General features: G+C 51.5%; 13 protein-coding genes and 1 pseudogene. 6 read left to right on the forward strand and 8 right to left on the reverse strand.

Going from position 1 to position 14,627, the window contains the following annotated elements; all coding sequences use genetic code 11:
* Nucleotides 1–544: 544 nt before the first annotated feature.
* A complete protein-coding gene (locus KDX31_16680; GenBank protein UTW02945.1) occupies nt 545–823 on the forward strand; it encodes a DUF2489 domain-containing protein in 279 nt (92 codons plus the stop codon).
* A 129-nt stretch (nt 824–952) separates the two neighbouring features.
* A pseudogene (locus tag KDX31_16685) lies at nt 953–1,506 on the forward strand (hypothetical protein).
* Nucleotides 1,507–1,939: 433 nt separating this feature from the next.
* Here the strand turns inward: KDX31_16685 and KDX31_16690 are convergent.
* A complete protein-coding gene (locus KDX31_16690) occupies nt 1,940–2,983 on the reverse strand; it encodes an IS110 family transposase (GenBank protein UTW02946.1) in 1,044 nt (347 codons plus the stop codon).
* Between the two features lie 281 nt (nt 2,984–3,264).
* Nucleotides 3,265–3,918 carry an OmpA family protein gene (locus tag KDX31_16695; GenBank protein UTW02947.1) on the reverse strand — a complete coding sequence of 218 codons (654 nt, stop codon included), beginning with the start codon at nt 3,916–3,918 and terminating at the stop codon, nt 3,265–3,267.
* Between the two features lie 298 nt (nt 3,919–4,216).
* On the opposite strand from KDX31_16695, the gene KDX31_16700 reads away from it, so the two are divergent.
* Together KDX31_16700 and KDX31_16705 are read left to right on the forward strand one after the other, a co-directional pair.
* Nucleotides 4,217–6,124: a beta-ketoacyl synthase gene (locus KDX31_16700; GenBank protein UTW02948.1), complete on the forward strand. Its 1,908-nt coding sequence runs from the start codon at nt 4,217–4,219 to the stop codon at nt 6,122–6,124.
* Nucleotides 6,125–6,200: 76 nt separating this feature from the next.
* Complete coding sequence (locus tag KDX31_16705) at nt 6,201–6,614, forward strand: hypothetical protein (protein UTW02949.1); 414 nt, start codon at nt 6,201–6,203, stop codon at nt 6,612–6,614.
* Here the strand turns inward: KDX31_16705 and KDX31_16710 are convergent.
* The 3 genes from KDX31_16710 to KDX31_16720 all read right to left on the reverse strand — a co-directional run bounded on the left by KDX31_16710 (nt 6,587) and on the right by KDX31_16720 (nt 10,157).
* Nucleotides 6,587–7,354, reverse strand: coding sequence for a TatD family hydrolase (locus KDX31_16710; protein ID UTW05435.1), 768 nt, complete (start codon nt 7,352–7,354; stop codon nt 6,587–6,589). The two genes, KDX31_16705 and KDX31_16710, sit on opposite strands and share 28 nt — an antisense overlap.
* Before the next feature lie 232 nt (nt 7,355–7,586).
* On the reverse strand, nt 7,587–9,167 hold the full coding sequence (locus KDX31_16715) for a peptide chain release factor 3 (GenBank protein UTW02950.1): 1,581 nt from the start codon (nt 9,165–9,167) through the stop codon (nt 7,587–7,589).
* A 339-nt stretch (nt 9,168–9,506) separates the two neighbouring features.
* Entirely contained in the window at nt 9,507–10,157 is a 651-nt protein-coding gene (locus KDX31_16720) for a hypothetical protein (protein UTW02951.1), read from the reverse strand.
* A gap of 244 nt (nt 10,158–10,401) precedes the next feature.
* On the opposite strand from KDX31_16720, the gene KDX31_16725 reads away from it, so the two are divergent.
* Entirely contained in the window at nt 10,402–11,676 is a 1,275-nt protein-coding gene (locus KDX31_16725) for a HAMP domain-containing histidine kinase (GenBank protein ID UTW02952.1), read from the forward strand.
* Complete coding sequence (locus KDX31_16730; protein ID UTW02953.1) at nt 11,666–12,217, forward strand: response regulator transcription factor; 552 nt, start codon at nt 11,666–11,668, stop codon at nt 12,215–12,217. The genes KDX31_16725 and KDX31_16730 overlap by 11 nt, the downstream gene beginning before the upstream one ends.
* 225 nt (nt 12,218–12,442) lie before the next feature.
* Here KDX31_16730 and KDX31_16735 read toward each other — a convergent pair whose 3' ends face one another.
* From KDX31_16735 to KDX31_16745, 3 genes are read right to left on the reverse strand one after another with little or no spacing between them, the layout of a single operon-like run.
* A complete protein-coding gene (locus tag KDX31_16735) occupies nt 12,443–13,111 on the reverse strand; it encodes an energy-coupling factor ABC transporter permease (GenBank protein ID UTW02954.1) in 669 nt (222 codons plus the stop codon).
* Between the two features lie 50 nt (nt 13,112–13,161).
* The gene (gene rimI, locus KDX31_16740; GenBank protein UTW02955.1) at nt 13,162–13,632 is read right to left on the reverse strand and encodes a ribosomal protein S18-alanine N-acetyltransferase; all 471 of its coding nucleotides are present in this window, start codon (nt 13,630–13,632) and stop codon (nt 13,162–13,164) included.
* Nucleotides 13,622–14,608 (reverse strand): hypothetical protein, encoded by a 987-nt coding sequence (locus KDX31_16745; GenBank protein ID UTW02956.1) that lies wholly within the window; start codon nt 14,606–14,608, stop codon nt 13,622–13,624. The genes rimI and KDX31_16745 overlap by 11 nt, the downstream gene beginning before the upstream one ends.
* Between the last annotated feature and the right edge of the window lie 19 nt (nt 14,609–14,627).

The raw sequence follows: 14,627 nt of genomic DNA on the forward strand, positions 1-14,627 counted from the left end.
CTACGCCGTCTGCTGACTTCTGCTTAATCACTCAGCAGGTTACCCTGCCAAGCGCTATCGATTTTCATCATTTTGCTCAAGCAGGGTGATGGGGCCTGCTTGCCGAGCCTGTTGAAACCAGTGGCTGAGAACTGGTAATTTATCGATCGCCGGTTAAGCAGATCTCCCCAGATAAGAGCATGAACTTTCGCTGCACTGCTGCATCATTTACGGTGGCCGTTAGATCACATGGCTTCGTCATCTTGTGCTGACTCGCCTCCAGCCTACGCCTCATATGATGTTTTTGTTCATCAGCACGCAGTTTTGCTAGCGGCTTCCTCCAGACCGAACCTCGCGGTTAAGCCCTTGCCATTCGCTAGTAGTTAACATCTAATAACGATTATAAATCGCTATGGATGGTGACCTTCCTACAGAGGACTTTCACCTCATTAGTTCATGCCCATGCTGGGCGTACACAAGTTGCTCAAGTACACTCCGGCCACAAGTGGCCTCCGCGGGACAAACTGCTGCGCAGTTTGCCCCTTAGCAAGACGTTAAGCATTCTATGAAAATGAACCATGAAGAATACATCGAGAAGCAACGTAAGCGTGCCGTAGAAGTAGCAAACGGAATGCTTGATGGTTCTATTCACTACCTAGAGGGGGCTATTGAATTGTCTTCGTTAAGGTTTGAGGTTGACCTGCCTGAAGATGACAAAGATTTTCTAGCTTTTACTGGTGTTGCGTCTGAAGTTGATCATTTGCCAATTGGCGCACCAAGGAAATACTGGTCTCAAGAAGCTCTCGATCGGCATGAGCCTGAAATACAGCAATCAATTAAGTAGGCAAAGGAATTCTCTTTGTCAGAATGTAAATCTATAGTAGCAAGGTTCAATGCTTAACAAGCAAAGGCAATCCGACGCGCTAACCGCGCGCCGCTGCTTTGGGCGTTACGTGTCACTTCAGAGTCAAGCATGGAAGAATTTAAAAGCTTAGAAGAATTAACAGAGATGGATGAAAAGCATCGGTTGATGGGAGTTATCTGTGGCTCTGTTCCTAGCTTGGAGGGAATGCATAAGTATCTTTCGGAGGAAGTTCTAAACGATGAAGTTCCTGACGAAATCAAAGGACAGTTTAATGTTGTTAAAAACATGGCGCTGTATTCCTACTATTTCTATGCGTTAGCTCCTGAGGTTCACCTTAAAACGTATACAGTCATTGAGCACGCACTAAGGCTTAAGACTAACCCTAAAAGAAAATGATGCTCAAAGCCTTAATAAACCACGCTGTATCACAGCGTTGGATTAAAGATTCAGGGTTTCGTCATATAGATAACCCAAGCCCTGATAATGAATGGTGCAAATCAATGGTGGATGTAATCTCTGATCTGAGAAACTCTAAGGCTCATGGTTCGTCAATGTTGGTTGGCGACTGTTTGCACCACATATCGTCATGCGCAGACTTTGTTAATCAGCTATTTCCTGCGCTTCAAACACGTAACACATATGAGCCGCCTCGGAGTCAATAGAGTATAACGCTCTTATCTGGCCGCGAAGCGGCCAGTGCATTTATTTCAATCAATCAGTCAGCCAGTTGTCTTCGTCTGTCATTGTCGTTGCCAAAACGAGTTTGCAACAAACACATATTGAGACTCTCTTACCCCGTGCTCAACGGGTGCCTACCAATACCTCATCCCTGACGTAAGTAGGGGTACTAGACATTCATCGGTTAACCTGAGAAAGGCGCTATTCAAAACCGTGGAATACATTCCAGTTAGTATCAGGCTCAGTTCAGGTGCAAACCGCTTTACTGATTGTTAATGCACGCCAGTGAAGCGTCTAATCAAGGCCAGGGGCTAATGTGCCCGGACCACAAGACCTGTTGAATTTAATAAGGGTTACCAGGCCTTCGACGGTCTCTGTTGTTTCCAGTTAGACGTTCAGCTCGCTTCACTGCGTGACTTACCCGGCTAAAAATCTTTGTTCATCAAATACCTGCCGATTCTTAAGCATAAAATAGACACAGCGCCCGAGCTTGTGAGCCAGGGCAGTCAATGCCTTCGCTTTGCCCATACGTTTATGTAGTCGGGCCAGATACGACTGAGCCTTCTCATTCCCTCTCAGATAACCTACGGCAACTTCACCAAAGGCCCATCGCAAATGTGCGTTACCAATTTTATTGCCTTGAGTCCCATACACCTTGCCTGCGGACTCAGCCCTGCATTTGATCAACCGGCTATACGAGGCAAACTTCTGCACGCTTTCAAAGCGTGTAATATCGCCGATCTCATACAGAATGGTGAGTGCCAGTATCCGTCCCATGCCAGGTACGCTGGTTAAAATATGGTAATCCCGGCCATTGTGATGCTTGGCGTGCTTTTCGATATAACATTCGATTGCACTGAGCTGACGGTGGTAAAACTCAATGATATTCAGATCCAGATCGATATTTTTCTGCACCAATTCATCGGCAAACTTATCACGCATCTGCTCCCGGGCATTGGAGTAACGCAGATTCAGGTTGTTAGGTGGCAGGTTGTACTGACTGGTGGTGTTTTTAACATGGGCTTTCAGGTCTGCACCGTGCCTGACAATGCGGGTGCGTCGACGCAGCAGATCACGGGTCGCCCTCATTTCAGCGGGATACACGTAGGCTAAAGGAAAGTTTCCACCGCGAATTAAGTGTGCGATTTTGTATGAATCGATCCGGTCATTTTTAGCTTTTCCCCCATGGATTGCTTTCATATACAGGGCGTGACCCAGAATAAAATCGATGTTATGTTCATGGCAGAAATCGGAAATCCAGTACCAGCAATGCATACATTCGACACCCAGAACGACATTGCCGAGATAGGGCTTCAGAAGATCTAATAAGGGTTCAGGCTTGGCTTTAATCTCTTTATGAAGCACAGTTTGCCCATCATCGTCTAAGATACAGACGTACAGGGAGCGTGCATGCAAGTCGATACCGCAGTAAAAGGGATGTTTGTTGGTGTAAAATCTCATGGGTCTTCTCCTTTTGGTTTGGTCGCCTTCCAGCTTAGTGTGAAAACAGTAAGCTGGGGGGAGAAGGCTCTATGAGTATCAAGTCAAGCAAGAAGGACGCGCTAACGCGCGCCTCTTCTTGAGGCGTTAATGTCCGCTGTGTGTCGAAACCTGACACAAAAAAACCGCCATATTGGCGGTTTCTTGTTTATGCTTTTTCTAGCAAGGAAACGAAGTTTCCGTCTAGCCACGAGCAGGAGCCGAAGGTTCCGTTCTAGCTACTCTCGCGAAGCGAGTCGCAATTAGTTCTGAGTCCCACGAATATTAACTTCTACGCGACGGTTCATCGACCGCCCACCGGCGGTATCATTGCTGGCCACCGGATAGCGCTCACCATAGCCACGCGACTGAAGTCGTAACGGCGCTACACCACCACCGGCCAGATATTGGGCAACGCTGGCTGCACGACGCTCCGACAGGGTCTGATTGGATTCAAAAGATCCGGTACTGTCGGTAAAACCGTCAATATTTACCACCGTCTTGTCGAATTTAACCAGTACCTTGGCGACTGAGTTCAGAGTTGGATAGAAACCCTGATCAACCACGTATGAATTGGTCGGGAATGTCACATTGCCCGGCATAATCAGGCGGATTGAGTCACCAATGCGTTCAACCCGTACGCCGGTGCCTTCCAGCTCCTGACGCAACAACATCTCCTGCTGGTCCATGTAGTAACCGATACCGCCACCCACGGCACCACCCAGCAATGCACCGGCAATCGCGCCTTCCGTTCTTTTACCTTTACCCGCCACGGCATTACCCAGAACCGCACCGGCAACAGCACCAATGCCGGCACCGGTAGTGGCATTGCTGGTCTTAGATTCCTGGGTATATGGATCCATTGTCTGGCATCCCGCCAGTGCAATAGCACCAGCTAAAACAATTATTTTTTTCATTATCACTCCTTTGAGGATCTGTGAAAAAGTTCAGCCTGATTCAGACATTACTGCGAACTGATAAAACCGATAACGATCGCGCTCTCTTTAATCGGGGTTAGTTGCTATTCTGCCAACTTAGTTCCCCCTTAGCCAATCTAGTTAGTAAATTATCGTTTTTTAAGCTGAATATCACCTTAGCGGGGCATTTTTCACGATATAGAACTGGCCTCAGGTTACAACACCTTATAGAATCTCTTTTAACACATAAGTAAGACCTTTGTATTGCGATCGAAACATTCTGCCCGAGGATTATCACTTGTCTCAGCTACCAGTCATCGTGGGGTTCGGCGGCATCAGCCCAGCCGGACGCAGTTCATTTCACCATGGCTATCGGCGCCTGATCCTCGATAAACTCAATAGCGAAAAGCGCAGTGAGACGTTACTGGACCTGGCCACGCTGATGGGACTGGCAGGTTACAGAGACAACAGCTACATCGATCAGCAGGGCAACGCCACCGCGGTCAGCGAACTCTTAGAAACGATCACCCCTCAGGTATGTAACAACACTCTGATTCGTCGTATCGAAAAAGAGTGCTTTGATGTTCATAATGTCACCTTCAACAAACCCGCTACCATCAATGCGGACGAGCCGATCACCTTTACCCTGCGCAAGCGACAGTTGCCCCAGAATATTCCTTCAAACTGGTCAGTTAAGCCACTGTCTGGCACCCAGATTGAAGTGACACTGAAGGGTGATCTGGACGTTATTTTCCCCGATTTCAAAGAAGCTCTGGTGCAATCCGCCGGACAGTTGCCCAGCGGTTTCCAACCCGGCAAGCTGTACCAGTCGCGCAATCATCCACGCAATATCCAGATGACGGTATTCGGGGCCTCCGATGCCCTTAATTCTGCCGGCATTCCGTGGGACAAAATTGCCGCGGCTGTCAGCCCTGATCAGATCGGTGTCTATGCCAGCAACTCAATCGGTCAGCTTGATGATCTGGGGTTTGGCGGCCTGACTAAATATCCGTCAATCGGCAAGCGAACCACCTCAAAACAGATGCCTCTGGGCTACGCACAGATGCCGGCTGACTTTGTTAACGCCTACATTCTCGGCAGTGTCGGTGTAACCGGCGGTTCACTGGGCGCCTGTGCCACCTTTCTCTACAACCTGCGCAGTGCAGTAAACGATATCCGTTCCGGCCGCCGTAAGGTCGTCCTGGTCGGTGGCAGCGATGCCCCGGTGACTCAGGAAATAATCGAAGGCTTTCGTTCAATGGGCGCACTGGCAGAGGATAAAGACCTGCAGGCGCTGGATAATCTCGCCGAGCTGTGTGCCGATGATTATCGTAAGGCCTGTCGCCCGTTTGGTAATAACTGCGGTTTTACCATCGCCGAATCTTCACAGTTCACCCTGTTAATGAGCGATGATCTGGCGATTGAACTGGGAGCCGACATCCACGGCGCCGTAGCCGAAGTATTCGTCAACGCCGATGGCCACAAGAAGTCGATCTCAGCCCCCGGTATCGGTAACTATATCACGATGGGTAAGGCCGCCTCGCTGGTACAGAGCATGCTCGGACAGACCTCGCTGCATCAGCGCAGTTTCGTTCAGGCGCACGGCACCAGCACGCCGCAGAACAGAGTCACCGAATCCCACGTTATCAATGAAACCGCCAAAGCGTTTGGCATTCAGAACTGGACCGTCGCTGCACTGAAATGCTTTATCGGCCATTCACAGGGCACCGCCGGCGGCGACCAGATGAACCTGTCACTGGGCGTATGGGAGTATGGTTACATTCCGGGCATCACCACTACACCGGAGTTTGCCAGCGATATCCATAACAGCAACCTTAACCTGAGCAACCAGCACATTGAGGTTGGTCCACAGGGGATAGACTCCATAATTCTCAACTCAAAAGGATTTGGTGGTAATAATGCGAGTGCCGTTGTACTGGCGCCCCATATTACCCGCCAGATGCTGCTGAAGCGTTACGGACAGGAAACGCTTAACCGCTATCAGGATAAGCTGATTGCAACCCGGGAAGCCGCAACCGCCTATGATCAGAACAGCATCAAGGGCCTGACCCGGCCTATCTATCTCTATGATCACAACGTTCTGGCGGGTGAAGATCTTGAAATCAGTAACCGGGAGATCCGCCTGCCAGGCTATGCTCAGCCAGTCAGCCTGGATATAGATAACCCGTTCGACGATATGAAATAAGATTTAAAACCGTAAAGGCGGTACAAGTGAAAGGCAGCTTGCGCACAACGTCAACAGACCATTATCAGGAACTATTATGCTCAGAGTTATCATCGCAACATTTATAACACTGGCCCTGACCGGATGCATGGACAGCATCACCAAGCTGCCCGAACCGACAGATACCAGCTACTACACCATTGATCTGAAAGATTACAGTTACTGCCAGGGCAGCAGCTCGACCTGCCACAGCCTCAGCACAATCAGCACCGGCACTCAGTTCGCCGGACCGGTTGAAGACGTTTACGGCACCAAGATCAGCGGCCCGAACTATCGCGGCAGCCTGCTGCGGATGATACTCGAGCCTCAGGGAGCCCCCTATACAGCAGATAAGATCAGCGAAAACGGTCGTTACTACCGTGTCCCCGCCAACGAACATACCGATACCGTATGGAAGGTGCTTGGGGATATCAATGATTCACTCTATAACAACAGGATCATTTCCGACTGAGCTGCGGTTGCTTCGATAACTTCTTCCAGTGGCTGCTGCCTGAGCTTAGCAACAACCGCGGCAACCTTCGCGACCCGTTCAGGATAGTTAACCTGCCCCTGATAGCCGAGCAGCGGCATATCCGGACTATCGGTCTCCAGGACAAAGCTTTCAAGCGGCAACTCAGCCACCAGGCGTCGCAATCTGGTCGCGCGATCATAGGTTACCGCCCCACCGATTCCCAGCCTGAATCCCAGTTTAAGATACTCCCGGGCCTGCTGTTCGCTGCCTGAAAAGGCGTGTACCAGCCCGGCCCGCTCCAGCTTCACCTGACGTAACTGCTTCAGCATCTGATCATGGGCCTTGCGAACGTGCAGCAATACCGGTTTAGCAAACTGTTTCGCCAGCCTTAGTTGAGGTAACAGGATATCCAGTTGCTGTTGCAGCTCGGCCTGCGGGATAAACAGATCCAGACCTATCTCTCCCACAGCCACCAGATCAGAACGGTTTTGTAACTCCAGCTTCAGTCGGCACAGGTCATTTTCAGCATCGGGATGTTCAAAGCAGGGGTGCAAGCCCAGCGCGGGATAAAGGCCGGAATGCGCAGCACAGAGTGCCAGTAAGCGGCTCCAGTGCGGCTCAGAGACACCCGGCACCACAAACCGGGCTACCCCCTTGTCCCGGGCACGCTTAAGCACAGTGCCTATGTCGTCTGCCAACGCTGGAAAATCCAGATGACAGTGGGTATCGATCAGCTGCATAGAGTCATTCATTGCCAGACGCGGCTTCGCCGCTTGCTAAACGTCACTTCGTGACGCGCCAGTGATAAGAAAAAGCTTAAGAGCCTTATTCGGGAGAATCAAGTTTATCACCACTGCATGGCCTTGTAAGAAGACGGCTGCAGCCACTCGGTAGAGAGTCCTGATCCCCTTTGGCAGACGAGACCATCGCCTCTGGAAACAAAAAAAAACGCGCCCCAAGGCGCGTTTTTTATCAGTGCTCCCGGGTTGAGCGGAAGCGCATATCCGGCCAGCGCTCCTCGGTCAGGCTCAGATTCACCCGGGTCGGCGCCAGATAGGTCAGCAAGCCTCCACCATCCAGGGCCAGGTTATCTCCCCCTTTACGGCGAAACTCTTCCAGCTTACGGGCATCCTCGCACTCAACCCAGCGGGCAGTCGCTATCGTGACCGGCTCGTACATGCATTCAACTTTGTACTCATCTTTGAGACGGTATACCACCACCTCAAACTGCAGCTGCCCTACGGCACCCAGAATCAGATCGTTCTTATTGATCGGCTGAAACAACTGGACCGCACCCTCTTCCGATAATTGCTGCAAGCCTTTCTGCAACTGCTTCATCTTCAGCGGGTCTTTAGGCCGCACCCGGCGGAACATCTCCGGCGCGAAGTGAGGAATACCGGTAAACTTCAGGTCCTCACCTTCGGTAAAGGTATCACCGATCTGAATAGTACCGTGGTTGTGCAGTCCGATTATATCGCCGGACCAGGCTTCCTCGACATTGGAACGGTCTCCGGCCAGGAAGGTCACCGCATCGGCAATCTTTACATCCTTTTTGATCCGCACATGACGCATCTTCATGCCACGGGTATAACTCCCTGAACAGACTCGCATAAAGGCGATCCGGTCACGGTGTTTAGGGTCCATATTGGCCTGAATTTTAAACACAAAACCGGAAAAGGCCTCTTCATCTGCCGCGACCGGGCGGCTAATGGTTTCCCGGGCAATCGGTGACGGTGCAAACTCAACAAAACCATCAAGCATTTCACGGACACCGAAGTTAGACAGCGCGGTACCAAAATAAACAGGTGTCTGCCGACCCGCCAGATATTCATCCTGATCATATTCATGGCTTGCCCCCCGAACCAGCTCGATCTCATCGACAAAGTCTTCATAGAGGTTACCCAGCAATTCCCGGGCGGCATCGCTTTCCAGCCCCTGAACCTGAATATCATCGGGAATAACGCTACCCTGCCCCGGCGTAAACACATGGATAGTATCGGTGTAGAGGTTATACACACCGCGAAAATCCTTACCCATACTGATCGGCCAGGTAATCGGCGCTGCCGCAATTTTCAGCACCTCTTCAATCTCATCCAGCAGTTCAATCGGATCACGGATATCCCGGTCCATCTTGTTAACAAAAGACAGAATCGGCGTGTCACGCAGACGACAGACTTCCATCAGTTTAATGGTGCGAGCCTCGACACCCTTGGCGCCATCCACCACCATCAAAGCGGAGTCTACTGCGGTCAGTGTACGATAGGTATCTTCTGAGAAGTCCTCGTGTCCCGGAGTGTCCAGCAGGTTGACGATACGACCATTATGAGGAAACTGCATCACCGATGAGGTAACCGAAATACCCCGCTCCTGCTCCATACTCATCCAGTCGGACGTTGCATGACGGTCAGACTTTTTACCCTTAACGGTACCGGCTTTCTGAATCAGGTTTCCGAACAACAGCAGTTTTTCGGTAATCGTGGTTTTACCCGCATCCGGGTGGGAAATAATTGCGAAAGTCCGACGAATCGAGACTTCCTTAGAGATACTAGACATAGAGATCCGGTTATTTTGGAAACTGCCCTGCACACCAACCTGCAGAAGCCAGAAAATATCATTGGGCGCTATTTTCGCCGATCGGCATCAAATCAGCAACTGAAAGCGATTAACTCAGCCCAGATTCCTGACAAACAGCCGGATAAAGTCGTGAATCTGCAACGCTGTTCCCGCAACGCCCTCGCTATCGTTGAGTTGACACCTGTGACTCCGGATCCGGCTATGCAGCACATACTCCACCGGGCAGTGCGCCTTCAGCCCCCCTGTCCCGATCGCCAGTCGACTCTTTTACCGGTTTTTTATGCCAGTTTTCAGACCCGCACTGCCGATACAAAAACCTTATTCGGAGAATTTCCACGGCTTATCTTCAGGCACATACAGGCTCTCTTTTTTGATACAGCGCTGACTGATAGCGGTCGCTTCAGACAACAGAACATCCCGGCCTTCAGCCATTTTCCGGGTATAGAGAGGGGTTCTCCAACCGTAAAAAGCCGCTTCGCACTGCTGCGTTTTCTGTATCCCGACAATATCCTCTTCACTCCAGTTACACTGATAACCCGCGACAGTTCTCACAGGAGCACTCCCGGACAGCAAGCCATAGGGGATAGCGCTTTTTTCAATAAGCGGATGCATCCTGACCCTGGCGATATTGCCGATAGAGAGATAGGTGTATACCGCATCAGGGGTTTCCCAGCGTTCTTTCCGATAGGGGGAGTAGGTCGTTTCACCACGCGACCGGGCAGCCATCGCCAGCATCTCGCCCGTTTCTGCATAATATCGGGTATCTGCGGTGGCAATGACTAGCTGGCGACCTTGCTTATCCGGCTGATCGTCAATCAACCGGGTCACAAAATGATCGTAGGTAATCACATACGCTGGAGTTTCATCGGCCTCACAGCTCAATGCAGGCAGATCTCCGGCATAGCTGACTGAAACCACCGCCCACAGAATAACGGGTAGTAGTCGTGTAAAAATCCTGTTGCGTTCCATCATCAGACCCGTTTTATATTCACCTAATCAGAGCAGAACAAATATAACGCCCCTGTATAACGCCACCGATATAATACCCCGGGCTCATCCGGACGTTTAACACGCCACCAGCGCGATAATAAAAAAGCAAAGTAGCAAAGAACCCCTGCAGTTTACAAGTTCAGGTCAAAAACAGTGCGACAATCTGACACATCCATGATGCAGCGCTCTTGGTTATAATTTCGCTTTCTGCCAAGCTAGCGTTATGAACTACACCAGCAACACCCGCCATCAGCTACTGCAGCTCTGTTATATCCGCACGGTCACTATCTTCGGCCAGAGCGGACTTTTGCTGTACCTTTTTTTTGCTCTGCATGTCACGCTTAATTTCTGGCTGATCGCCTTTGCGCTGCTGGCGATGGCACTACTCAATCTGCTGTCACTGTTGCGACTTCGTTCACCCATGCCGCTGACGCAGCTGGAGTTTTTCTTCCAGCTGGTTGCCGATATCGCTTTTTATGTCTGCCTGTTATATCAGATGGGCGGGGTAGGTAACCCATTCTCAGCACTATTGCTGATTCCTTTGATTATCAGTGCAACCTCGTTGCCCCGGCATTACACCTGGCTGACAGCACTCCTGGTTATCATCAGTTACTCTCTGTTGATGCACTTTTTTATTCCGATCAATCTGCCGGATACCGGACATCAGCATCAGGCGGCGGCGCTGTTGAACCTGCACCTTGCGGGGATGTGGATTAACTTTATCCTGACCGCAATACTGATCACCTGGTTTGTCGTCAATATCCGCGATAATCTGCAGCGTCAGGAACTAAAACTGAACCGCGCCCGGGCCTCCAACCTGCGCAATCAGCAGCTACTGTCACTGGCCACCATGGCGGCCGGTACGGCCCATGAGATGGGCACGCCGCTGGCAACCATGCGGGTACTGCTCCATGAGATCAAGCTTGACCACAGTGACGATACAGAACTGCTTGAGGATATCGGAATATTGCAGGCGCAGGTAGAAAACTGTTCCGACCGGTTGAAACATCTGGCCGACTCAGTCCAACAGGAGCAGAAAGAATCACGTCTTCTGCCTGCCCGGCAGTTTTTCGATGAAATTATGGACCGCTGGCTGTTGATGCGCCCCACAGCAAACTTTACGCCTGTGATTTTTAATCTCAGCGGTGAACCTGCCATATATAGCTCGATCCCGCTTCAGCAGGCGTTTATTAACCTGCTCAACAATGCTGCCGATGCTTCCGATAAACCGCTTAAAATTGAAGTATCATCTGACTCACAGCAGATACTCTTTACCCTTCTGGATCAGGGGCCGGGGATTCCGCTTGAGCAGGCGGAAAAGCTGGGCAGCCCCTTCATCACCACTAAGGGTAAGGGGCTGGGAATCGGACTGTTTCTGACGGCCAGCGCGCTGGACAGCTATGGCGGTGAAGTCCGCCTGTTTAATCACCCTGAAGGCGGCACACTGACTGAAGTCAAACTACCGGTCATACAAGAGAGCCAGAAAAATGGACACTAATTCGAGCGCTTTACGGTTTCTGATTGTTGATGATGACGAGACTTTCTCACGGGTTTTGAACCGGGCTATTAAGCGACGCGGCTACGATACCGCGGTTGCCGGTTCGGCTGAGCAGGCACTGGAGATACTCACTGAGTTTACCCCGGATCTTGCGACCCTGGACCTGAAAATGGGTGGCGCTTCCGGCATCACACTGATCCCCCGGCTGAAAGCGCTCAACCCCGATATCAGAATTCTGATTCTGACCGGCTATGCCAGCATCTCTACCGCCGTTGAGGCAATTAAGCTGGGGGCTACCGATTATCTCGCCAAACCTGCCGATACCGATCAGATTCTGGCGAAACTGAACGGTGCTGAGCCGGACCCGGATGTGGAGATTGCCGACAAACCGATGTCGGTTGGACGGCTGGAGTGGGAGCATATTCAGAAAGTGCTGACCGAACATGACGGCAATATCTCCGCCACTGCCCGGGCATTGGGAATGCACCGTCGCACACTGCAACGCAAACTGCAGAAGCGTCCCGTCAGAGAAGAGCACTAACGTTGCTCGTTGTAGGAGCGGCTTCCAGCCGCGAGAATATGTGAAAATGTTCATTCGCGGCTGGAAGCCGCTCCTACAAATACAAAGAAGGCTTTTATCGAGCGACGAGCAAGTCACGCTCTTTGTGACATCGAGCTACGAACAACGGCTTTTGAAGCTCTTTGTGACGTTCGAGCGACGGCTCTTAAAAAATCACGTTTCCTGTGACAATCGAGCTAGATTCCTTTACTGATCATCGATATATTTTTTTGCATCGAAAGTACGGATCCAGTCTGGGTAAAATACCATCATAGCGGTCATTATGATGCCGTTAAGCAATCCCTCAGGAAACACGATAAGTGGCAGTATCTGAATATATTCTGTGTAGATTTTATCACTGCTGTAAACATCACTGATCCACAACAGAAACCCCATACTCAGCCCGCCGGTTAGGGTCGCCATCCCGGCGCCCAGAAAGGCACAGAGAAAAAGATAGATAAAGAAGTTGGGCGGCAGACGCGCTTCTACCTGGCGCAGAATAAAATAGCTGACCAATACCGGGATGACGATGGTACAGAGTCCGTTTACGGCGAAACCGTTCCAGTTCTCCTGTCCCATCAGGGTCGAACCCAGCAGTGCCAGACTGGCTGACAGGATCGCCAGATCCCAGCCAAACATCAGTGTCAGTACCGTGACTCCCAGAAAATGGATCCCCAGACCGGGGGAGATACCCGCCCGCATCTGCCACAACACCATCAGGCCTACAGTGGTACCAAGAAACAGATGTTGCAGCTGGCGGTTGCTGACAAGCGTGGACCAGGGGGCAGACCAGATCGCCAGCCCCAGCAACAGGAAATAGCCGACTTGTGCAAACCAGAACCAGAAGCCGGTAATCAGATCTGTGGTTAAATTCATATCCGTGCGGCACCCCTTCGGCAAACTATCTATAGTGAGCTCTGTTGAGTTTAACGCTCTGACAATAAAATAAGATTGTTACAGCTCATTAAAATTGCATCTTCGCTGCCATTGTCGGTCGGATAATAGCCTTTACGGATACCGTCCTGCTGATAACCCAGACGACGGTAGAGTTTGCGGGCCGCGTCATTGGAGCTGCGAACCTCAAGCATATTCCGGTTCACACCACAGCGCTGTAGTTGTTCATGAACATAGTGCATCAGCTCACTGGCGAGCCCCTGACCACGACACTCCGGTCGAACGCCAATCTGCAGTAACTCTGCCTCATCCAGAACCGTTGATAGCAGGGCAAAGCCGTTCAGCCGCTCCGCCTGCCAGATACCGTAACAGAGATACCGCTCACCCGAGAGATACGAAAGTAACTGAGCATCAGACCATGGGGGAGTGAAACAACAGGCTTCGAGTTCAGATAGCTGTGGCAGTTCGGCGGCAGTAAGCGGCCGCAGGAGATTACTGCTCATCGGCAGCCGATTGCAGTTGCAGGTGATCGAGTAGCGGTTGCAGATCATTCCAGACCTCCCGCTTACATCCCGGCAGCATCATCATCTCGGTGAGGCTGGCAGAGGCCAGCGTTTTAACACTGGAGCGCAGACTGAACAGCATTCCGCGTAGCTGATCCAGCGGTTCAGACCGCTCAAGCACCATCTGGGCGGCAGACTCGCCGAGCAACAGCACAGTATTTACCGGGAATTTCTGTAAACTTTTCTTCAGTTTATGCTGTACGGTAAGACGGGCCTGCTGAGCCCCCTGATCCAGTGATTTACTGGCAAACATCGGCCAGGGCAAGGTGTAAAACTCGGCCGTACTTCCCCCGCTCAGGCCGATCGAGCGCAGAATTTTATCCAACAATATCTGATGGTGGGCATCCGCATGACCGCTGTTCTGTTGCCCCCGGGCGGACACCGATACCGGCGGCAGGGAGTCGACCACCAGACAATCCTGATAAATCATAAAAGCCAGTTTAAACGGTTTCTGGTCGGTCTGCGCAGAGGGGTCCGGCAGATCAATATCCACCGGCTGAGGCGGGGTTATATCGTCAGCTATCGATGCAGCCGGCACAGATTCCGGCGCTGTCGACCGAGGTGCTGGCGAGACAGCAGGCTGATGCGGAGGAATAGCCTCAGACTGGGGCTGAGGAGACACTGAAGCCGGTGCGCTTACTGAGGCGCTGACCGCTGCCGTTTTCTGCTGTGAACCGAAGCTGGCACTCAGCTCAGCACGGGCCTGTTTAGCAGCGATAGCGCGATCCGCCGGCTTCAGAATAGGTTTCGCAACGGAGCCCTGAGCATCACCCGATACTCCGGCAGTCTCATTTTCCGACCAGCAGTACTCCCACACCCAGTCGGGTGTCGGCCGGGCACCGGGGAGCTGGCGACGGGGCAGCCAGCTGACAATGCCCATCGTTTCCAGATACTGATCGCGCTGCGACTGCTCCATACTTTTTCCTTATAGGCTC

It is taken from the genome of Amphritea atlantica (assembly GCA_024397875.1).
GTDB classification, from domain to species: domain Bacteria; phylum Pseudomonadota; class Gammaproteobacteria; order Pseudomonadales; family Balneatricaceae; genus Amphritea; species Amphritea atlantica_B.

Bases quoted from the DNA above. Each gene is read 5' to 3' on its own strand.
- rimI (UTW02955.1), bottom strand. From the start codon at position 13,632: ATGAGCAGTAATCTCCTGCGGCCGCTTACTGCCGCCGAACTGCCACAG.
- KDX31_16730 (UTW02953.1), top strand. From the start codon at position 11,666: ATGGACACTAATTCGAGCGCTTTACGGTTTCTGATTGTTGATGATGAC.
- KDX31_16690 (UTW02946.1), bottom strand. From the start codon at position 2,983: ATGAGATTTTACACCAACAAACATCCCTTTTACTGCGGTATCGACTTG.
- KDX31_16705 (UTW02949.1), top strand. From the start codon at position 6,201: ATGCTCAGAGTTATCATCGCAACATTTATAACACTGGCCCTGACCGGA.
- KDX31_16695 (UTW02947.1), bottom strand. From the start codon at position 3,918: ATGAAAAAAATAATTGTTTTAGCTGGTGCTATTGCACTGGCGGGATGC.
- KDX31_16720 (UTW02951.1), bottom strand. From the start codon at position 10,157: ATGGAACGCAACAGGATTTTTACACGACTACTACCCGTTATTCTGTGG.
- KDX31_16715 (UTW02950.1), bottom strand. From the start codon at position 9,167: ATGTCTAGTATCTCTAAGGAAGTCTCGATTCGTCGGACTTTCGCAATT.
- KDX31_16680 (UTW02945.1), top strand. From the start codon at position 545: ATGAAAATGAACCATGAAGAATACATCGAGAAGCAACGTAAGCGTGCC.
- KDX31_16725 (UTW02952.1), top strand. From the start codon at position 10,402: ATGAACTACACCAGCAACACCCGCCATCAGCTACTGCAGCTCTGTTAT.
- KDX31_16710 (UTW05435.1), bottom strand. From the start codon at position 7,354: ATGCAGCTGATCGATACCCACTGTCATCTGGATTTTCCAGCGTTGGCA.
- KDX31_16735 (UTW02954.1), bottom strand. From the start codon at position 13,111: ATGAATTTAACCACAGATCTGATTACCGGCTTCTGGTTCTGGTTTGCA.
- KDX31_16745 (UTW02956.1), bottom strand. From the start codon at position 14,608: ATGGAGCAGTCGCAGCGCGATCAGTATCTGGAAACGATGGGCATTGTC.